At 42.0% G+C, this 20,318-nt stretch carries 17 protein-coding genes; 3 read left to right on the forward strand and 14 right to left on the reverse strand.

Going from position 1 to position 20,318, the window contains the following annotated elements:
- The 5 genes from CDG77_RS37970 to CDG77_RS27430 all read right to left on the reverse strand — a co-directional run.
- A partial coding sequence (locus tag CDG77_RS37970; protein ID WP_223269999.1) for an Hpt domain-containing protein occupies nucleotides 1–2,534 on the reverse strand: 2,534 nt, incomplete at its 3' end.
- Between the two features lie 90 nt (nucleotides 2,535–2,624).
- Nucleotides 2,625–5,561, reverse strand: a complete 2,937-nt coding sequence (locus CDG77_RS27415) for a methyl-accepting chemotaxis protein (RefSeq protein ID WP_094332454.1) — start codon at nucleotides 5,559–5,561, stop codon at nucleotides 2,625–2,627.
- A 14-nt stretch (nucleotides 5,562–5,575) separates the two neighbouring features.
- Nucleotides 5,576–6,106 carry a chemotaxis protein CheW gene (locus CDG77_RS27420; RefSeq protein ID WP_012412196.1) on the reverse strand — a complete coding sequence of 177 codons (531 nt, stop codon included), beginning with the start codon at nucleotides 6,104–6,106 and terminating at the stop codon, nucleotides 5,576–5,578.
- A gap of 13 nt (nucleotides 6,107–6,119) precedes the next feature.
- Nucleotides 6,120–6,485, reverse strand: coding sequence for a response regulator transcription factor (locus CDG77_RS27425; protein ID WP_069073698.1), 366 nt, complete (start codon nucleotides 6,483–6,485; stop codon nucleotides 6,120–6,122).
- A gap of 214 nt (nucleotides 6,486–6,699) precedes the next feature.
- Nucleotides 6,700–7,896, reverse strand: coding sequence for a response regulator (locus CDG77_RS27430; protein ID WP_094332441.1), 1,197 nt, complete (start codon nucleotides 7,894–7,896; stop codon nucleotides 6,700–6,702).
- Nucleotides 7,897–8,363: 467 nt separating this feature from the next.
- On the opposite strand from CDG77_RS27430, the gene hmpF reads away from it, so the two are divergent.
- Nucleotides 8,364–10,124 carry a pilus motility taxis protein HmpF gene (hmpF, locus tag CDG77_RS27435; protein WP_094332455.1) on the forward strand — a complete coding sequence of 587 codons (1,761 nt, stop codon included), beginning with the start codon at nucleotides 8,364–8,366 and terminating at the stop codon, nucleotides 10,122–10,124.
- Nucleotides 10,125–10,296: 172 nt separating this feature from the next.
- Here hmpF and CDG77_RS27440 read toward each other — a convergent pair whose 3' ends face one another.
- The 5 genes from CDG77_RS27440 to CDG77_RS27460 all read right to left on the reverse strand — a co-directional run bounded on the left by CDG77_RS27440 (nucleotide 10,297) and on the right by CDG77_RS27460 (nucleotide 13,082).
- Nucleotides 10,297–10,698, reverse strand: a complete 402-nt coding sequence (locus tag CDG77_RS27440) for a helix-turn-helix domain-containing protein (RefSeq protein ID WP_094332442.1) — start codon at nucleotides 10,696–10,698, stop codon at nucleotides 10,297–10,299.
- Nucleotides 10,682–10,981, reverse strand: a complete 300-nt coding sequence (locus tag CDG77_RS27445; protein WP_094332443.1) for a type II toxin-antitoxin system HigB family toxin — start codon at nucleotides 10,979–10,981, stop codon at nucleotides 10,682–10,684. The genes CDG77_RS27440 and CDG77_RS27445 overlap by 17 nt, the downstream gene beginning before the upstream one ends.
- A 32-nt stretch (nucleotides 10,982–11,013) precedes the next feature.
- Nucleotides 11,014–12,006, reverse strand: a complete 993-nt coding sequence (gene tilS / locus CDG77_RS27450) for a tRNA lysidine(34) synthetase TilS (RefSeq protein WP_094332444.1) — start codon at nucleotides 12,004–12,006, stop codon at nucleotides 11,014–11,016.
- A gap of 63 nt (nucleotides 12,007–12,069) precedes the next feature.
- Entirely contained in the window at nucleotides 12,070–12,405 is a 336-nt protein-coding gene (locus CDG77_RS27455; protein WP_094332445.1) for a KGK domain-containing protein, read from the reverse strand.
- A 59-nt stretch (nucleotides 12,406–12,464) separates the two neighbouring features.
- Nucleotides 12,465–13,082, reverse strand: coding sequence for a Uma2 family endonuclease (locus tag CDG77_RS27460; RefSeq protein ID WP_094332446.1), 618 nt, complete (start codon nucleotides 13,080–13,082; stop codon nucleotides 12,465–12,467).
- 388 nt (nucleotides 13,083–13,470) lie between these two features.
- On the opposite strand from CDG77_RS27460, the gene CDG77_RS27465 reads away from it, so the two are divergent.
- Nucleotides 13,471–13,797 carry a hypothetical protein gene (locus CDG77_RS27465; RefSeq protein WP_094332447.1) on the forward strand — a complete coding sequence of 109 codons (327 nt, stop codon included), beginning with the start codon at nucleotides 13,471–13,473 and terminating at the stop codon, nucleotides 13,795–13,797.
- Entirely contained in the window at nucleotides 13,798–17,208 is a 3,411-nt protein-coding gene (locus CDG77_RS27470; RefSeq protein WP_094332448.1) for a tetratricopeptide repeat protein, read from the forward strand.
- A gap of 460 nt (nucleotides 17,209–17,668) precedes the next feature.
- Here CDG77_RS27470 and CDG77_RS27480 read toward each other — a convergent pair whose 3' ends face one another.
- The 4 genes from CDG77_RS27480 to ccsB form a co-directional block, all read right to left on the reverse strand.
- Nucleotides 17,669–18,091, reverse strand: a complete 423-nt coding sequence (locus CDG77_RS27480; protein WP_094332450.1) for a type II toxin-antitoxin system VapC family toxin — start codon at nucleotides 18,089–18,091, stop codon at nucleotides 17,669–17,671.
- Nucleotides 18,088–18,366 (reverse strand): DUF2281 domain-containing protein, encoded by a 279-nt coding sequence (locus CDG77_RS27485; protein WP_094332451.1) that lies wholly within the window; start codon nucleotides 18,364–18,366, stop codon nucleotides 18,088–18,090. The genes CDG77_RS27480 and CDG77_RS27485 overlap by 4 nt, the downstream gene beginning before the upstream one ends.
- A 257-nt stretch (nucleotides 18,367–18,623) precedes the next feature.
- The gene (locus tag CDG77_RS27490) at nucleotides 18,624–18,932 is read right to left on the reverse strand and encodes a KGK domain-containing protein (RefSeq protein ID WP_094332452.1); all 309 of its coding nucleotides are present in this window, start codon (nucleotides 18,930–18,932) and stop codon (nucleotides 18,624–18,626) included.
- A gap of 136 nt (nucleotides 18,933–19,068) precedes the next feature.
- Nucleotides 19,069–20,130 carry a c-type cytochrome biogenesis protein CcsB gene (gene ccsB / locus CDG77_RS27495; protein ID WP_094332453.1) on the reverse strand — a complete coding sequence of 354 codons (1,062 nt, stop codon included), beginning with the start codon at nucleotides 20,128–20,130 and terminating at the stop codon, nucleotides 19,069–19,071.
- Nucleotides 20,131–20,318: the final 188 nt, after the last annotated feature.

The following is a 20,318-nucleotide window of genomic DNA, read 5'->3' on the forward strand; positions in this document are numbered from 1 at the left end:
GTGGTTTCCATCTGAATATAGGTGGAGTCTATGGCGACTTCTTCAAACACCAGTTGCGGATTTTCATCGAAAGAGCCGAATGAATGAAGTTCTAGATCGACAGCAGATATTTCTGGGGACTGATGAGTAAATTCTGGAGCAAAATCTAAAGCTTCTGGTTGTTGCGATCGCATGAGATTTTCTTCTCCTGGATGCTGCCCAAACAAAAGTATTTCTGGCGTGGAGGTATTGCTGATTGCTGGGGAAATAGTTGAGTCACTGAGTGCTAATTCATCAAATAAATCATCTCCAGAATCTGATGAGAATATCAAATCTAGCTGCTCTTGGTGCTGGAAATTGATATCCAAATCTTCCAAGTCAAAACTGGCTAGAGGAGAAGATATAGTTTGTTGACTGTCGGCAAAAATATCATCAGTTGTAGCAAACAAACTCTCCTCTAATGCCCTTTCCACATTCTGCTCAATTAAGGAATCGAATTCGTTCTGCTCCTCTGTACTTTCTTGGTTCCAGAAGTTGCTCAGATCGTTTTCTGATTGAGAAAACTCAGGTGCTGTTGCTGGAGATGTATCAAATAAGTCACCTATTTCCGGTTCGCTTGTAGGCAGTAATGTCTGTTCTTCCATTTCAGCAAAGGGATTGTCCGAAGCCAAGCCTATTTGCTGGGGTAACTCTATGTAGTCACTAGGAGTAATTTCTTCTACCCAGTTTGCATTTCTAGTTTCGGATAATAAGTTATCAAAACTGTTTGGTTGGTTAATCGATAGTTCTGCACTGGCGAACGCTTCAGTTTCTGGTTGAGTCACTTCGCCTGTAGGCAATATTTCAGGATCATCATCTAGATCCAGTGTCAATGAATCTTCAAATATATCGTCTTTTTTGACACTAGCAAGCTGGTTTGTTTCACTAGAAATATCAATAAATTCTTGTAAATCTTCGGAAGAAGAATCTAAATTTATATCAAGTACGTTAATATCACTCAAATCTAAAGTCGTAGCAGATATTTGTTGATTTTGCGGTTCTGAAGTCTCTTTTTCGAGGAAATTGTCGCCAAATAACAAGGATAAATCTTCTGTTGTGGCTGTAGTTGCTGCTCGATCAAAGGAAAGTAAATCAGATAAATCGCTATGAGCATCCTCAGCGTCAGTGCTGCTGAAATCAATTCCAAAATCATCGGTAGCAACAATATCTAAGGTTTCTTCTTGATGCCAGCTTTCATCTAGTTCAGGAGTCTCACCTTCAAATAAATCCGCAAGGGTATTTAACTCAGCTATTCCTACCTCTGGCCCGTTGGGGTCAAGATTGTTACTGATTGGATGTGCTTCGTCATGTGTGGTGAAAGCAAAACTCGTGTGAGTTGCAGCGTTGAGTGGTGTCCCTTGTTGAACATAGGGGCGAACGCTAGCATCCTTGTCTAGATTAAGTTCTTCAGTAGTCTGGGCTAGGTTTAACTGCTTGGTGTTACCAGATAAAATTGGCTCTGACGCAGTTGATGATTCTCTCAAAACCGCAGCCTGTGCATCAAACAAATCAGGAGTAACTTCTAATAACTCAATTTCTGCCAAGCTCAAAAGTGCTTCTAGTTGCTGACTAATTGCAATTTCGGCTTCCCTACCTTGCAGGACTAATTCTTGAGCTTGCTTAATTTCGGTAATGACAATTTTAGCTAAAGTTAGATAACTATTTTCAGAATTGCCGATCGCACTGGCTGCTGCTTGACACAAACCACACCACTTGGACAAATTCCAAGTCTCACCAAGTTTGACTAACTGGTAACAGCATTGCTGAAGGTTTTGCCGAGTTGAGGGTGTTGTGGTTTGCTTAAACAGTTGCAACATTTCTCGCAGTGTTTGCAGCACTTGGGCTTGAAACTCGCCCCAATTATTATGTTCTTTAGCCATAACTGGCGATCGCACAGAGTTAGCGAGTCCGCGTTCGTCTCGTCCTTGCTGAGGTGCTACTGAGACAGATATTTCTGGAGATTCATGATGAGTGTCTTCTGCCAAACTGGGAATATCTCGCCGCAGGAAAATTTCTGTAAGTGTAGAGACATTCTCTAAAGAGTTTGTGTGTAGTTCTGTTGCATCAGTACTGCTAGATGCTCCAATTTTTCCTTGTTGTACAAGTAGTTCTAAATGCTCATACAGCCATTGAAAGACAGGCTCAGTTTCTGACATTAAAGTATTAGCTGCATCTTCAGAAAGACCATAAGGCCCGCTCAAATGCTCTAACAGCGATTTCAGGGTATCAGATACACCAAGAAATAAAGACTCTAACTTTTGGTCAATCTTAACCGGATTATCTTTAAGAACTTTGAAACAATCTTCCAGACGGTGGGAGGTATGCTGGATGCTAGTCAATCCAAGCATCGCGGCTCCTCCTTTTATGGAGTGAGCCGCCCGGAAGACTTCACTGATCATTTCCGGGTCGTTCAAGGTACCTTCTAGATTCAGTAACCCCTGCTCAATGGTATTCAGGTGATCCCTGGCTTCTTCGATAAAGTAACCCAAAATCCGCTGTTGTTGTTCCGGCAGCATAGCAAAAGTTATGAGTTATGAGTTATGAGTTGTTAGTCATTGGTCATTGGTCATTGGTCATTGGCAAATAACAAAAGGACAAATGACAATTTATCTAGTTTCCATAGTTTCCACTCGGAAACGTTCAACGGAAGCGATCAAGTCACGGGATACACCTACTAAGTGTTGTAGGGCACCTGAAACTCGCTGTGCTTCTTGAGAAGTTTCTTGTGCAGTGAGTTCTACTGATTGCATTACGTGAGCGACGGCGCGGGAGGTTTCAGTTTGTTCCACAGTGTCGCTGGTAATGGAGCGCACAAGAATATCAATGCGATTCGCCACTTGAATAATGTTTTCAAGCGATCGCTTGGCTTCTTCTGCCAATTTTGTCCCTTTAATTACTTGTTGTGTGCCTTCTTCCATCGCGGTCATTACAGAACCTGTTTCGCTCTGGATTTGCATCACAATTTGTTCAATTTCCTTGAGGGATTTCGCAGATTTATCTGCTAATTGGCGCACTTCGTCTGCGACGATCGCAAACCCGCGTCCAGCTTCTCCGGCTCTTGCCGCCTCAATACTAGCATTGAGTGCTAATAAGTTGGTTCTGGAAGCAATCTGAGAAATCAACGCCACAATTTTAGAAATTTCTTGAGAAGATTCCGCCAGCCGCTTCACTTTGCGAGTGGTTTCGGCAACGGTTTCTCGGATTTCTAAAATCCCCGCCACAGTATTTTCTACTGCTTCGCCACCTTTGAGAGCGATCGTACTAGCATCACGAGCAACGGTTTCAGCTTCCCGCGCCGCCTCTGCTACGCGCTGAATCGAGTCAGTCATTACCTGTACAGAATTCAGCGTCACTGCTAACTCTTCTGCTTGACGCAAAGCATCACTAGATAAGGCTCTAGCAAAGGTTTCAGAGTTGGTTGCACCTTTTGTTACATCCTTCGCTGCCACTTTTACTTGTTGCACAATATCCCGCAGGTTTTGAATTGTCAGGTTAAAAGCGTCAGCTACGGCTCCTAATACGTCGGCTGTCACTTCCGCTTGGACTGTTAAATCGCCTCTAGCGGCTCCTTCCACATCATCCAAAAGGCGAATTACCTGGCGTTGCAGGTTTTCTTTAGCCTCCTCTTGTTCATCGGCTTTGCGTTGGGCTTCACTTGTCGTCGTGAAAATTACCCGCGCCATTTCGTTAAAACCAGTGGCTAAATGCCCCAATTCATCTTCGGAAAACACCGTAGCTTGAGCATTCAAATTTCCTTGGCGTACAGCTTCAAACTGAGCTTGCAGATCGTCAGTTGTGCGCCGAATTTGTTTGAGTGCAAAATTCCCCATGAAGCCTGCGGTGGCAAAACCTGCAATTCCAGCTGCTAGAGACATTGCCCAACCTGTGTTTCGGACTGATTCTCGTTGGGGGGCTGGCGAAAATGTGGTGGCGACAAAGCTAACAGTGGCTACTACTAGCGCTGAGACAATGCCCACGCTTCCAGCAATTAACCATTGTTTCCTTTCTATGGAGGCATTCTCTAATGGTGCTAACCAGCCTTGCTCGACGCTAACGTTGGGTTCTAGTTTCGAGACATCTGTTTGGCTAAAGACTGGAACTCCTTCATGGGAACCAGTCATCGTGAATAGTTCTTCTTCGCGATCGGCTGCATTACTTCCAGAAGCCTCCGCAACTTGAGAACGCCCACTACCACTAGTTTCTGCTGGAGCAGAATACATTGCTGCATCACCAAAGTTAGAATCTTCTTCGATCAGGTCAAACCCTGGAATGTTGCCTAAATCGTCAAATTCCTCAAAGTCATCTAAAAAATCGATATTGCTCTTAGAATTTTCTCCATTCAGTATATTGTTTGAGTCTTCATAAGAGCTTGACCCCTCTGAGCCAAAGGCAGACTCAAATGCTTCCATATCAAAGTTTTCATCGTCATCAAATTTATTTTTGCCGATGCTTGTACCTGATTTCAATTTCTTGTCTTCTAGAGGTATATTGCCACTAAAAGATGAAGGCTTATCAGATAAATTCGGCTGAAAGTCATCCTCTGCTTCCAAATCTTTTGACTTCAACCAATCATGGGCTTCGGTTTCCGGTAAATCATATTTACTGTTGTTATTTGTACTTGTCGAACTATTTACAAGTTCTTCTTCGACAACAATAAGTAAAGTCTCATCTCCAAAATTCGATTTTTTATATTCTAAATTCCCAATCCTAAGCTCTGGAGACTTTGGCTCACTCAACAAATCAGAGAAGTTATTGTCGCTATTACTAGTTTGGGAGTTAGAAAATGAAAAGTTATTATTGTCAATAGCTGAATTTTCGGGAGTAGAATTTATCTCATTCTCGGAAAAATGACCATTTACTAATGATTCATCATGGCTATCTTCCGATCCATCCTCCTGCCAAAAAGCAGGTAATTCTAATTCTGTTTTTTCCTCATAATTACTGCTATTTAAATCCAACTCCTCTGATTCTTCATCCAAAGCAAAAGGGTCATCACCAAAAGCTGTAGAAGAATCTGATATTTTCCTCGTTCCAATACTATCTTCTGTGGGGATGTCAAATGGACTATGAGAAGATAGTTCTTCAACCTCATTCCCAGTTTCTTGATGTTCTCCAAAAAAGTTCAAATCAAGATTTTTACTGTCAAACTCTTCACTAACCCCCAAATCTTCTAATTCTGGTTCGCTATATGCCAGTGGATCGGATATCTCTGAGGAATTTATTTGTTCTTGATTTCCTGATGTATCAATCTGCCCGCCGAATGACTGTAAATATTGATTGATATTCTCAATTCCATTATTGGCAAAACCAATAATTTCTTGCTCATTAGTCAAGCCTAAGACCTGTTGATATTCTTCTTTTGCTACATCATACTGCTGTAAAACATAGTAGATGTGACCTCTTAACAAATGAGTGTTGGGGTCATCTGGTAAATTTTGCACCACTTGGTCAACTAAAGTGGCTGCAACCTCATAATTTCTTTGCACATAGGCGGTCATCGCCTGTTGATATGTTGGCTCGTAATTATCAATACTTGCTGCCATTTCCTCCTCCAATTTCATCCTGCCCACCTAGCACTCCGTACAATTGCCATTTGATCGAGCAGTCGTAGACACTGATTATTTTTAGCACTTAGTAACCACTCTCCCCGTAAAAAAGGAACCATAGTATCTGGAACACTAGTTGGTGGCATGAGATTCTGGACATCCAACCAGTCCATACCTCCGATTTCTTCTACTGCTAAACCCACTATTGTGTCTTGCTCTTCGATGGCAATCACCGAAATTTCAGCTCTATCCGTGTTTAATGCACTTGCTTCTCCCAGAAATTGACCCAAATCAGCCACCCAAATAACTCGACCTCGTAAATTTAGAGTACCCAAAAGTAAAGGAGAAGCATTAGGAATCGGGGTGATTCTATCAGGACTTAGTTCAATTACCTCCCGAATGCCAGTTGCTTGTAGTGCAAACTCCTGATGCGAGGGAATGTAAAATCTCAAATGTAACTCACCTTCAGGACTTTCTACTTGTAATTCTGGTCGGAAGTGGTCTTGACCGCTACCACTTAAAAAGTCCGGTTTGCTGACCATATTGCTTTTATCCTTATCCTCGCAGCAGTTGTTTGACTGTTCCTACCAATTCGGTTGGTTGAAACGGTTTGGCTATGTAGGCATCTGCACCCTGCTTCATGCCCCAATAGCGATCGAATTCTTCGCCTTTGGAAGAACACATCACCACAGGGACATTTTGGGTTTTTGGATCGGATTTTAACCGCCGACAAACTTCGTAGCCGTTCATCCGGGGCATAACAATATCCAACACCACTAAATCAGGAGGTGCTATTTGAATTGCCTCCAATGCTTCTAATCCATCACTAGCATGGGTAACTGTTAGTCCAGTTGCTTTCAGGAGGTCTGTAATCATCTCCCTTTGTGCGATACTGTCTTCTACAATCAGAACTGTACTCATAAATGTCTATTTACCTCCTGATGTAAACGTTCCGATTTGGAACATTCCCTGATTCCTCCGCAAGTATTAACTGTATAAATTAATTGTATGTTCTCACTATTTTCCTGGATACTGAGGTTTCATTAAGTTGGCTGACTCTGTGATAACATCTTTTAACTGATCTTTTAGTAGATCAACAAGTTTATGTTTTTCCTCAGTCCCTACTCCCTATTCCCTACTCTCCATTTTCATAGGATTCTATTTTGAGATATTTCTCTACGAGCATGAGTAATTCAGTGTCTGTAAATGGTTTTGTTAAATAATCTGTAGCTCCGACCATCCTAGCTTTGACTCGATCGATAAATCCATCTTTACCAGTGAGCATAATAATTGGTGTGAGCCGAAATGCTGTGGAATGCCGCAGCATGGCGCAAACCTCGTACCCCTCCAATTCCGACATGGCGATATCGCATAAAATTAAATCTGGTTTGAGTTGAAAAACCAGACTCAGTGCCTCTAAGGGATTGGTGAGAGCGATCGCTTCATAACCCTGTGGTTGTAAGATCGAATTTATAGTCTCACCGATGGCGATCGCATCGTCAATACATACTATCCGCCCCCTGCGTTTTCCCTTCAATTCCCCGCTATCGGTGTGGGTATCTGATTTAGCTGTAACTGAATATACTAGTTGTAGCCAACTCTGTTGCACGTATGGATATATTGCCTTAGCAACTGTCAAAATGTCTCGGTTGAGATAGCGAGACAGTTGACGCAAGGTTGTTTTACCATCAGCCCAATGTTTTAATTTCTCTACAGTTGCTTCTGGTAGTGAAGATTGTAGCTGAACTTTGTCAGATAGCATTGGTAATTGTTCGGGAGACTGAATGTGTGGATACAATTGCTTCCACTCTTGCACCTGCTTTGTAATTTTTGTAACAAATGGAGCAATCTCGAAAGTGTTTAATTGTGGGGCAAGTGCCGCACCTTGATGAAAAATGAAGTTCCCTTGGTGTAAACTCAGCAGATCGAAGAGAGTTTCATGCACCAAGCCGTGAATGATACTACCAGCTATCTTGGGGTTGATAATATTCCGCTCCAAAAGTGCCCACAGATAGGCATACTCTGGCGAGTCGGTTGATGGTAGAGAGGCAATTTGTTTGTCGGTGAGTCGCATCTCGACTCGATAATGACGTAAATAATCGTTAATTCTGGATAAACTACTCTCACCTTCTTGGCAGTAGATAATTTGACCATTGAGGAAAAAGACGAACCAAGACTGTTGTTTGGGGCGATAAATGCTTGCTCCCTCTCCACTCAGCTTGTTGTTATGGTGAGAGCTTTGAGCTTCTACCCATAGTTGGCCTGTTCGCTGTCCCAACTCAATCAATTGCAGGATACTGCAAATATCAATTTCACTTAAATTTCCCTGCATTTACCTAAAAAGTACTCCTTTTATTGATTAATTGTGTCCCGCAATTTTTCCTTTTTTTGAGTAAGTAGTTTAAGTATTAATTATGGAGTATTGAAAAGATTTTTACCTTTTTTATTATTGCTATATCATCTGTTGTATCCATAGACGGGTAGCGGCTACTCTGCGAGAACCCCAAAGGCGAACCCGCATGGGTACGAGAACTACTATGGATTCAGCTAGAACCCTTAATTTTTCGTAATCCACTTTGACAAAGCTAGTGTTAACACGGAAGTCATCATCACTGTCATCAGTACAGAATATAAAGGCGCGACCACTCGCTTTTATAAGTATCAAGACGTAATATATCGCGTCTATAGTTTTGTCTGTCTTGTTCTCCTAAACTTGGGTTCAGTGAGACAAGTTAACAGAATTATTTAAGGAATATCCCAAAAAATGAACTTTAAGTGCATCAAGAAAGGACTAACGGTGTGCTGTATTTAGCAGAAGTACAAAAACAGAAAGGTGGTTTACTCAGTGGCGGTGGCAAAACTGAACTGAAATTGCTAGCTTGTCAGCGAACTGACCAGAATTGGAATACTGTGTCGGAAGAAGTAATTGCTGCTGAGGACGCAAGCAAATTAAATGATGGCGCTTTGGTACTGGTTGAACTGAATCCAAATCGTCAAGTGCAGCGAATTCAAGAAGCAGGGCGGCCACTAGTCAATATTTTGCAGAATTTTTCCCGCCAATTGGAGAAATTTAAGCTCAAGGAAGATGAAATCGATCAGTGGAAACAGTCGTTAACGTTTCAGGCGCAAGAGTTGAATCGCCGTGAAATGGACATGGAAGTACGCTCAGAACAGTTGCAAAATATGGAAGAGGAGTTGCAACAACTAGAGCAACAAAAACAAGAAGTTGATACATCCCGCCAAGAAATTGAACGGTTACAAACAGAAGTTGAACGCAACCGCCTAGAATTGGAAGGCGCTTGGGAACATTTGCGGGGTGAGCAACGCCGCCTAGAGGAACATCAAGCGGATTTTAAACAAGGGATGGTTTTGGATGAAGAGCAAAGTCGGGTAATGAGTGAGTTACTCGATCGCTTATCTAGTCGCGTAGCTCCCACGGAAACAGTCAGAGAACACCTGCATCTAGCCTTTGAATTGGTGGAAAAGCAGCAAGCAACTCTTACTCCACACTGGCAAAAACTAGAAGAGCAAAAAACTGCGATCGCCCAACAGCAAACAGAAGTGGAGCGGTTGTCACAAACATTTAGCGATCGCCAAAATGCGTTGCAAGAAGCACAAAATACTCTAGTTCAGCAAACGGCCCAATTGCAGATAAATACAGCAGACCTTAGCAGCAAGCAAGAGTATGCGCGGATAATCAAAGATCAGTTAAGAAATGCGGAAGAGTTATATCAACAAATTCACACTTTAGCTGCAACGTCTGGTGATGTAGTTCTCGGCCAGCAAGCTAATGTGGAAGCTTTGGATAAAATGTCTTTAGAAGAACTACAAAAGATAGTCCAAGACTTGCAGCATAAGCTGCAAATAGATGCTAGCTTTGTTCACGATCAAGAACAAGAACTGACATATAAACAAGAAGCTATAGAAGAACTGCAAAATAAATTAAGCCAAGCATCTGACCAGGATCACATCAATTTGGAACTGGAATTAACGGATGAAAAAGACCTCTATCAGATGCTAAACTCCAGTTTGGTGGGACAACGCCGTAATATGTTACAGCATCAGAAGTTTCTCAAGCAACACCAAGCTGTATTACTACGGCGACAAGGACATCCTGTTGTTGAGGAAGAAGAGGGTAATAAAGTTAATTTAGAACCGGTTCTGTTACAGATTGAAACCCAGCGACAACAATATTCGCAGGAAATCCAAAAGCTGGAACGTGAAATCGATCAGATCCGTTCTGGTATTGAGCTAAATCAAGGAATGATTGACAATCAAACTCACGATTTGGATGAAAAGCGCCAAGAACTGAAAGCGATCGAAGAAAATTTGCTATCTCTACGAAGAACAACTGCTGAATATTCTGGTCGGGTGAATCTTTATCAAGAAACACTCCAACCAATTCAGGATTCCTTGGATGGATTACGGCAAAAGCTGCAAGGAATTGCAGAATCTTTGGAGCAATTCCAGGAAACTGGCGATCGTCAAGTCCAAGGGATCGCTCAGTTACGCCAAACTCTCCAGAGTCTAATGCCTCAGCCAGAATTGTTAGCGTCATAAAGAGTGCTGAGTTAAGAGGGGCGCAAATAAGTCCCTCTTAACTATTTCAAATAAATCCAGTCGCCTTCTACTTGAGCGATCGCCCCACCAGGAAATGGATCGGTTTGCGATCGGGCTTCAGCCCTAACTTATTTTTTTCGGGCTAAAGCCCAACTACGAACTATGAGCTTAATTATTCCATAAATAAAGTAGATTCTACATTAAAAAAATCTCCCAGCTTACGTGCTTGTTCTGTATTTATCTTCTCTTGCCCATTTAAAATATTATTAACCAAATTTTCTGTTCCTAAAACTGCTACTAAATCATCTCTACTTCTCTCAGATTCCTCTAAAAGAAATAACAACATAGATACAGGATTATTCTGCTGCATTGGCTGATAATATTCCTGTTCAAACTTTTCAATTAAAGTAATTAATAACTGATAAAGTTCGTCTTCTTCTGGGGTGCGTTCCCGGTGCATTAAATCTTCTACTATCTTTAAAGCTTGCTCATTTTCAACTTCACTTTTTATCAGTTTGGGAAGATAAGCTGTTAATAATTCCTTGTATTTATCTGGATTAAAAGTAAGGGTCATCTTTCCAGTTCTCCTTATCATATTCCGCATGTGTGAGGATATATTTAATATAAATTAACTGTCCTTGATAATCTATACTAACAATCAAACGATATTTATTTCCTTTAATATTGAATACTGTAAAGTTACCAACAGCTTCAGCTTTAATAAAAATTTGCTGTACTTCAACTAAATTTGACCATTTCGTTTTAGTGGCGACTTTATACCAATTGCTTAATGCTTCCTGACAATCTGCATGGCTTCCTGCATATTCTCTGAAGTTTCTAAAACTAATAATGTGCATCGTCTCTGATAACAAAAAGAAGAGAAAAGTAATTATTTGAAGCAGATCCAGTCGCCTTCTACTTTAGCGATCGCACCACCAGGAAATGGATCGGTTTGCGATCGGTTTGGCGCTATAATTAAAGCCGTTAATTTCTCAATGTGTTCAAAACCGGGGGCATCAGTCAGTATTTGCTGCAATACCTGACGCATCACGCGACGTTGCAGTGCCAATGGTGCTTTCTGCAATACCCGACGATTTAACCGTAAGGGAAGAAGAGTAAGGGAATCTTCTTCATCCCCAATAGCCAATGCCTTTTGGCGCAACTGCTGGGCTGCTTTTTCTAAATATTCTACTTCTGCTTGGAGAAGTTCTGCTGTTTGGGCTAAAGCTGATTCTACTTGAGGATTAAAATTTTCTCGCAAATATGGTATTAACTCTTGGCGTATGCGGTTGCGGGCGTATCGCAAATCTTGATTTGTGGAATCTTCCCAAATTGGTAATTTAAATTCTTGACAAAATTGCTCTGTTTGTATGCGAGTAATTTCTAAAAGTGGGCGCACTAGCATAATGCTTGCAGTTAGAGGGCGTTGCCAAGTCAGGGCTTGTAAGCCATCAGCACCAGTACCGCGAATTAAATTGTAGAGGAGAGTTTCGGCGCGATCGCTGGCGGTGTGTCCTGTAACTATATACTGATAATTATTTGCCTGAGCGATCGCACTTAAAGCTTGATAGCGCCAATCGCGTGCAGCAGCTTCACTATTTATCGGTTCGTTGGCTGTTTCTAAATAAAAGGATGTACCCCAAGTTTTCGCTAAATTTTCGACGTGATGAGCATTAGCTTGCGAGTCAGAACGCCAGCGATGATCGCAGTGAGCAATAGCTAAATCCCATCCCCATTTGGATTGTAAATCTAAAAGTAATTTTATTAAACACAAAGAATCTTGTCCGGCGGAGACAGCGACTAATAGACGCTGGTTGCGCTCAAATAAGTGGCGCGATCGCATTGTGCGATGAATTTTTGCGTGTAGGGGAGTCCATACCATTTTTTTTCAGCGCACACAGACAAAGATAATTTTCTATTATATCTGTGTAGATAAACTTTGGTATTAGTTTTTACCTTCCTTTAGTTGCTGCCGAAGATCGTCAAGGGGGGAGTTTTCCTGTTTGATGTCTAATCGACGATCTTCGATTTCATCAGGGCAAAATTCTAGGCTCACTCTAATTTTACCTGTTCGCCATTGTTGACCAGGTATTAAAACACAACATTCAAATCCTTCTCTAAATACTCTTGATCCTGATGATGTACAGTATTCTGCCCAAATTTTCTTGATTTCCTTTAATAACTGAAAGACTATTTGAGTGCGGGGTAAATTTTCAAATGCTTCTTGGTGAAAATGTACAACATCATCATCAGGATTTAGAGGCTCCCATTGATCGTTCATAGTCAATCTTCTGTAACTAAATTTATAGTTCCCAAAAGATAGGAATTAATTAGAACTTCTTATAGTTTTTGGATTTGACTTGCAGCTACAATTTCTTTAACAGTTACCGCTAGTTCGGGGAAAGTACTAGAAATAATACGGTCATTGCCTGTAAACTTTTGGACTTGGTATTGACCATTAACCAATTGATAAACAAAAATCGTGGGGAGTTTGGGATTACCGAGATAAGCACGAGAAGCGATCGCCAGATAATCTACAATCCAATATTCAATGATACCAAGTCGCTGATACTCATCTAATTTGTCAACGTAATCATCATCCCAGTTTGTTGAGGTAACTTCTACAGCAAGTTGAATCGCCTCAATCAGCGCCCCGTAAGCTAAAACATTGCTGTTCCACTGTGATGCACTAACTACGCTCACATCTGGATTTCTGCCTTGTTCTTGCCCAGCATCAGTAAACGTTTTGATGATGATATCTTTGTCAGCAATATATTCATGTCCCAAGCGTCTAATTTCATCATTGAAGGCAAGCATTAAAAACCTGGACACATTCTTATGCGCTCTAGTTACCTCTACTGGTATAATCTCTCCCTTGAGTAGTTCGTAAATGCCACCATTAGGGTATTGCTCTAGAAACTCTTCAAAAGTTAGTTTTTTAACTGGAGTCTGAACCATATTATTCACCTGCTAAAAAAGGACTTAAATAATTCGTAATTCGTAATTCGTAATTCGTAATTAAACCCCTAAACTTTGTTAAAGTAATTTTTGAAAGTCAGATTCAATCTGGGTTTCCTTATATCTTGTGCCTGGCTACTAGAAGTCGCGGCTACACAGACAAAACCCACCTCCGTGGGTTAAAAACCTTTGATTTTCTCTTAGTCCACGGAGGTGGACTTCGTTTGTATAGCCGCGATTTCTAATCGCCAGGACTTACAAGAAGTGAGTTTCCAGGTTTGCATCTGTTGCCTTATTTTAGACAATTGGTACAACACTTTGTAATCCTCTCTGCGTCTCTGCGCCTCTGCGTGAGATAAAAATACTATATAAATTCGCAGCTAACTTTATGCCACAAATTCAAATCGCAATCGAAGGCGAAGACGCACCAACAGCAGCCGAAGCATTGCTAGAAATCGCCGGAATATCAGGAACCTACGAAGTACCAACCCAAAGAGAAGGGACTCTAGCAGCTATAGCTACTATTATTGGCATTGTGGGTGGTGTTGCGGCTTTAGCTGAACAAATTCGCAAATGGTATCAAGAATGGCATAAATCTCATCCTGGGAAGCAATTTGATGTGGTAATTCTTGACCCTGTTACTGGAAACAGGATTTTACTCGAAGAAGCTACTATAGAGGAAATCACGGAAATCCTCAAATCTATCAGCAAATAAGTGCAAACTATCCGCATTCAACTTCGGGAAAGTACGCAGGAAACAGTTGAACTCAGGTATTGGCTACCTCAAATAAAACACTATGAATCGCGTCGCCTGAAATTAGCAGAAATCGCTGATTTCCTTAAGCAAGGCGAAGACGATTACTATAAACCTCTGCCCTATTTACCAGGAATCGGGCAGCAGTTATTTTTTTGGTTGGATGGGGATGGACGGTGGTTGAGTCGGGGAATTGCTAACTGTCTCGGTGAGGGGTTGGTAATTGCTATTGATACCGATCAAAAATTGGCACATCTACCTTGGGAAGTGCTGCATGATGGTGAGGATTTTTTGGTGAAGCGGGTTAATCCAGTGGTGTTACCTCTGCGCTGGATTGAGAAAGAAACGGAACCGTTTTCTGTGGAAGCACGACAATTGCGAGTATTGTTTATGGCAACCGATCCGGAAGACGTGCAACCAAAGTTAGAGTTTGAACAGGAAGAGGCGAGAATTCTGGCTGATACGCGAGATTTTGCTGTAGATTTGCGGGTGGAAGAAAGCGGTTGCGTTAGCGAGTTGGGTAAGGTGTGGAGTCGCTATTTTAATGACTTTGATGTGTTTCATCTTACGGGACACGCTTCTATTAGTCCTGCTGAAGCGGAAAAGAACCCCACCCCCAACCCCTCCCCGCAAGCGAGGAGGGGGGAAGATTTGGAGGCGAATACGCCTTATTTTATTACGGAGACGGAAATTGGCGATCGCCACGAAACCACAGCCGCAGAACTGGCCGAAGTCTTCCGGTTTCGTTTTCCCAAGTTGGTGTTTTTGTCTGGGTGTCGGACTGGACAAGCACCAGATAAAGGGGCTGTCCCTTCAATGGCTGAGGCACTAATTGCACAAGGGGCGAGGGCGGTTTTAAGTTGGGGGCGGCCTGTGGAAGATCGGACAGCTACAGCCGCCGCCGCGCACCTCTACGGGAAATTGGCGGCGGGATATCAATTAGCTGAAGCACTCGCTAGCACTTACCAGCAGTTGTTTAAACAGAATGTGCGTGACTGGCATTTGTTGCGGTTATATGTCCAGGGAGAATGTCCGGGTGCGTTGGTGGAAGTGTTGGGAGATGTGCCACCCTCTGCGCCAGAACCTGCATACCAACAGTTTTTAGATCCCGATACCCAACTGGTGCGGGTGGCGAAACCCTCTGAGTTTGTTGGGAGACGGCGGACTTTGCAACGTTGTCTCAAAGCGATTCGCACTTCATTAGGGGTACTAATTCACGGACTGGGGGGTGTGGGTAAGAGTACTGTGACGGCGCGACTTCTGGAAAGGATGGTTGGCTATCACAGGCTGGTGAACTTTCGGCAACTGGATGAGGACAAACTGCTCAAAACCCTTGCTGAACAATGTACCTCGGAACGGGGGCATGAAATTCTCAATGGCAAGTTACCCTTGATGCAGCGCCTCACCAAGTTTTTCACTGAAGGACTGAATTCCAATGAACAGCGCTTTGCCTTTGTGCTGGATGACTTTGAGGCAAATTTGGATTTACGAAATGGGGTTTATGTCTTGCAACCACAAGTTGTGGATGTACTGCTGGCGTTGCTGAAGGCGATGCAAAATTCCCAACTTCCCCACAAGGTAATTATTACCTGTCGCTACAATTTCACTTTGTCGGAACTGAATCATCGTCTGTACCGCGAACCTTTGGGGGCTTTGGGTGGGGCAGATTTAATTAAAAAGTATAATCGTCTGGATTCCTTTAATGGCAGTTGGCAATTTCAGCCAGATTTGCCGGAACGTGCCAAACAAGCAGCAGATGGAAATCCTCGGCTGTTGGAATGGTTAGATAAGATTTTGCAAAATTCCCCGAAGTCGCCAGAAGCGGAGAGGGGAGTTGAGATGATTCTGCAAAAGATGGCAGATAAGGAAAAGGAATTTCGTGAGGATATTTTGGCTGAGGTATTGCTGAAGCAGCAAACTCCAGCTTTGCGTCTTATGCTGGGGAAGTTGTTGGTGTATGAGTTACCTGTTCCTCTAGCTGCGATTTCCCCGATTTGTGAGGATATCTCAAGTTGGGAAAGTCATATTCAACGCGCTGAAATTTTGGGTTTGTTGGAAGTTACCCTCACCAACAACACAGAGAGGTTGTATCGTGTTCCCCGGATTTTGTCACCGTTGCTAGAGTTTCCAGAAAACCCCAAGGGTGAAGAGTTGTATAAACAAGCTGCACAAATTTTGTGTCGCCTGTGGTGGGAAGAGGCGGAAGGTGCGACGGAAGCACAAACGTTAGAAATTCATCGTTTGGCGTTGCTGGGGAAGGATGAAAAAATTGCGGCGAACATTGCCAGTTCTTTAGCAGAGAACTGGAAAAATAAAAGCCGTTTTCGGGAAGCAATACATCTATACAAATCAACCTTAGAAATTACTACAAACTATATTGTTCTCAACCAAATTGCTTATTGTGAACACCAAATGGGTGAGGTTGATCGAGCATTAAACTATTACCAACAAGCTTTAAATCTTTGTCCTGCAGAAGACGTAGCAGAATTAGCATCAATTTATTATCATTTTGGGATACTAAAAGCGACCAAAGGGGAAGTAGATGAAGCGATCGCACTTTTCAATCAGTCTTTGTCAATAAATGAACGCATTGGTAATGTCGAAGGCAAAGCAGCGACGTTGCACCAACTGGCACGTATCTACGCCAACAAGGGGGAAGTGGATGAAGCGATCGCACTTTTCAATCAGTCTTTGTCAATAAATGAACACATTGGTAATGTTCTAGGCAAATCGGCGACGTTGCACCAACTGGCACGTATCTACGCTGATAAAGGGGAAGAGGAGCAAGCAATCGCACTTTTCAATCAAGTCCTTGAAATAGATGAACGCATTGGAAATTTCCAAGGCAAAGCGGAGAATTTGCACCAACTGGGAAATATCTACGTCAACAAAGGGGAAGTGGATGAAGCGATCGCGCTCTACAATCAGTCTTTGGAAATAGATGAACGTATTGGATATGTCCAAGGCAAAGCGGCGAATTTGCAACAACTGGGAAATATCTACGCCAACAAAGGGGAAGTGGATGAAGCGATCGCACTCTATAATCAGTCTTTGGAAATCAAAGAACACATTGGAGATGTCCGAGGCAAAGCGGCGACGTTGCACTGTCTGGCAATTCTCTACGCCAACAAAGGGGAAGTTGAGGAAGCGATCGCACTTTTCAATCAGTCTTTGGAAATAAATGAACGTATTGGTAATGTCCAAGACAAAGCAATGACTCTGTGGTGGCTAGGAGATTTGGCAGAACAACAGGGTGAATACACTAAAGCGATATCCTATTTGCAACCAGCTTTAGAGATTTTGCAGCGATTGAAGTCACCGGATGCTGAAAGTGTGAGTGCAAGTCTTGATAGGGTGATGGGTAATTCGTAATTCGTAATTCGTAATTACAGCACCAAAAGATTTTTTATCTCATGCAAAGGCGCAAAGACTCAAAGAAGAACGCAAGAGTGTTTTCTAAATAAATGAAAATTGCTGTAATGAGTCTTTAATACTCGTAGACGAGTCTTTTATACTCGCGCGAGAGTCTTTGATACTCGTGAATGAGTCTTTGATACTCGTGGACGAGTCTTTTATACTCGTGAATGAGTCTTTGAACTCCGTTAATGAACCTTTGAGCTTCGTTGATGAGCCTCGGAGCTTCATTTGTGAACCTCGGAGCTTTATTCGTGAACCTCGCAATGTTGTACGGTTAAGGCAAGAGACGCGATTATGGGATTTATTGCGTCTTTGCTCCCTTTTTCAAATGAGATAATCAGGATGTACACCGAGCGATGTCTAGAACGGGCTACGCCTACGCACTTTTCAATCAGTCTTTAGAAATAGCGGTATTTTAATTAATGAACCAATTTTCTATGTTTATACCATCAAAATCTTGAAAATCTGCTACATTATTCGTTACTAAAATCAAGTTATTTTTAACTGCAATACTCGCAATTTGCCCATCAATAAATCCAGGATTTTTACCAATTTTTGATAATCTAGCTCTTTCCTGAGCATGATATTGTGCAGATTTTAGATCGTAATCAAATAAAGGGATTTCTGCTAAAATTACGTTGTTGATATAATCCTCTATATCTTGACGTTTTTTAGAAATAGGAAGACGTAAACAACCATATAACATTTCATGGATAACTAGGATAGCTGTGGCTGTTTCTTGTCTATATAACCTTAGCTTTTCCATTACTTTCTCGTTGGGATGAGGTCGTTTAGCCTCCGACAAAATATTAGTATCTAGTAAATAATTTAGACTCATAAATTAACTTCTCTTCCTGGTGACTTATCCCGGAGATTTTCAAAAGTGTCATCATCAATACTTTCTAAATCAACCCTTTGTCTAAAGTCTTGTAAAGCTGACCAAAAATCAATAATGTTTTTACTTTCTCTTAAACTTTTTTGATGTCCAGATATAGAAAATGGTTTTTGAAATGATAATTTCTCTTTGAGAAATTGAATAAAATCTAAAACTTCTTGCTGTTTATCTGGTGGTAATTCTCGGAATGTTTGTAGAACTGTTTGTTCAATAGTCATAGTTTTACCTCTGCTAGATAAGATATGATTACATTATAAGAAAATTGCTGTAATGAGGCTTTGATCTTCGTGGATGAGTCTTTGAACTCCATTTTAGATTAAATCAGGATCTATGCCGAGCGTAGGCGCAGCCCGCCGTAGGCATCGCTAACCATAAAAATATTTAAATGTTTGGACTCTACAACAAATCTCAATCTGTCGCGGTGTCAAGATCCCCGACTTCTTAAATAAGTCGGGGATCTTTTGCTCATTGGGTATTAGTTTTCCACTTGTTTGAGTTTTTGAAAAATTTCATCAAGTGGTGATTCAGATTCATCAGGACAAAATTCTAAAGCAAGTCTAACTTTTCCTTTTTTCCATCCCAAAGTACTAAATTGTAAAACTTCACAATTTAATCCTTGGGTATACAAATTTACTTCGTCTGTTTCTTCCGCTCCAATATATTCCTTAATTGCGGTAATCAAATCACGGACTTTAAAAGTTTTAGCAATATCTAATTTATTAAAGGTGTCTGGTTCTATAGACACAACTTCATCGTGATTTAGTCTTTCAAATCCATCTTCCATAAAAATGTCCTATCACTAAATCTATACTTTCCAGTGATATAACAGTTCATCCGAAATAATTCCCAAGAGATAATAGTAAATTTAAATCTGCTGCTTTCTCCCTCTCCAGCAACGGAGAGGGTTAGGGGTGAGGTTATTAAAAGAACCAGCCGTAAGAATGCAAACCTTTACCTAAAAGATTCACACCGAGATAGCAAATCCAAACAACAACAAAACCAGTGGAGGCTAAGATGGCGGGACTACGGCCTTGCCAACCGCGAGTGATTCGGGCGTGGAGATAGGCGGCGAACACCAACCAGGTGATTAATGCCCAAGTTTCTTTGGGGTCCCAACTCCAGTAAGAACCCCAAGCTTCGTTAGCCCAAACGCCACCAGCAATGATGCCAATTGTCAATAAAGGAAATCCGAGTCCGATGATGCGATAGCTGATGTTATCGAGGGTTTCGGCAAGGCTAAGGCGCTGAGGTGAAAGGGGTTCAGCAGATGCTACCGTTTGAGGTTCAGAGGTAGTTACTAAATTCAAAACAGCAGTGTTAGCGTTAGCGTTGCCGTTGCTACTACTTTCAAAACGGGCAAACCCGTTATTTTCGGCAGAAGGGGCTGGTGGTTGAGAAATTAGTTCAGATGCTTTGTGCAAGCGGTAGCCGTTGCTGCGATAGCCACCAGTACCGACAGAACTGCCTTGTAGTTGGATGTTTTGACCGCGAGTGACAATTAGAAAAGCGATCGCTAATAACGCACCCACCATCAAAGCAGAATAACTCAACATCATAACGCTGACATGCATCATCAGCCAATTTGACTTCAATGCAGGTACTAGGGGTTCTGAAGCTTGCATCTGGGATGGTAATGTCATCGTCGCAAAAGCAGCAATCAACATTGCCACCGGAGATGTAACAACTCCTACTAGGCGGCTACGGCTACTACTTTCAGCAATTAGATGGACGGTGGTAATTCCCCAAGTTAAGAAAAATAGAGATTCATAAAGATTACTTAGGGGAAAGTAACCAGCTTCTATCCATCTTGCCCCTAATAGAGTCGCCATACACAAATTAGCGATCGCCATCCCAGCTGTCCCCAAAGCGGCTAGATAAGGCAGATTCGGAAAAGCCGCTCCTCCCCAATACACCAACATTGTTAGGAATAATATGGCAAAGGAGGCATTGTCCAGCCAGTTCTGGAGTACAACCAGGTTCATAAAGTGTTCTCTCCGTGAATGATTTAAAATATGGATTCTGACTATTCTGATCCTATATGTTTACAGGGTTATGAAACAGGGGAATTGGGAATTGGGAATTGGGAATTGGGAATTGGGAATTGGGAATTGGGAATTGAGTTATTAACTTTTCTTCCCCTGCTTCCCCTGCTTCCCCTGCTCCCTGCTCC

The organism is Nostoc sp. 'Peltigera membranacea cyanobiont' 213 (assembly GCF_002245975.1).
GTDB lineage: Bacteria > Cyanobacteriota > Cyanobacteriia > Cyanobacteriales > Nostocaceae > Nostoc.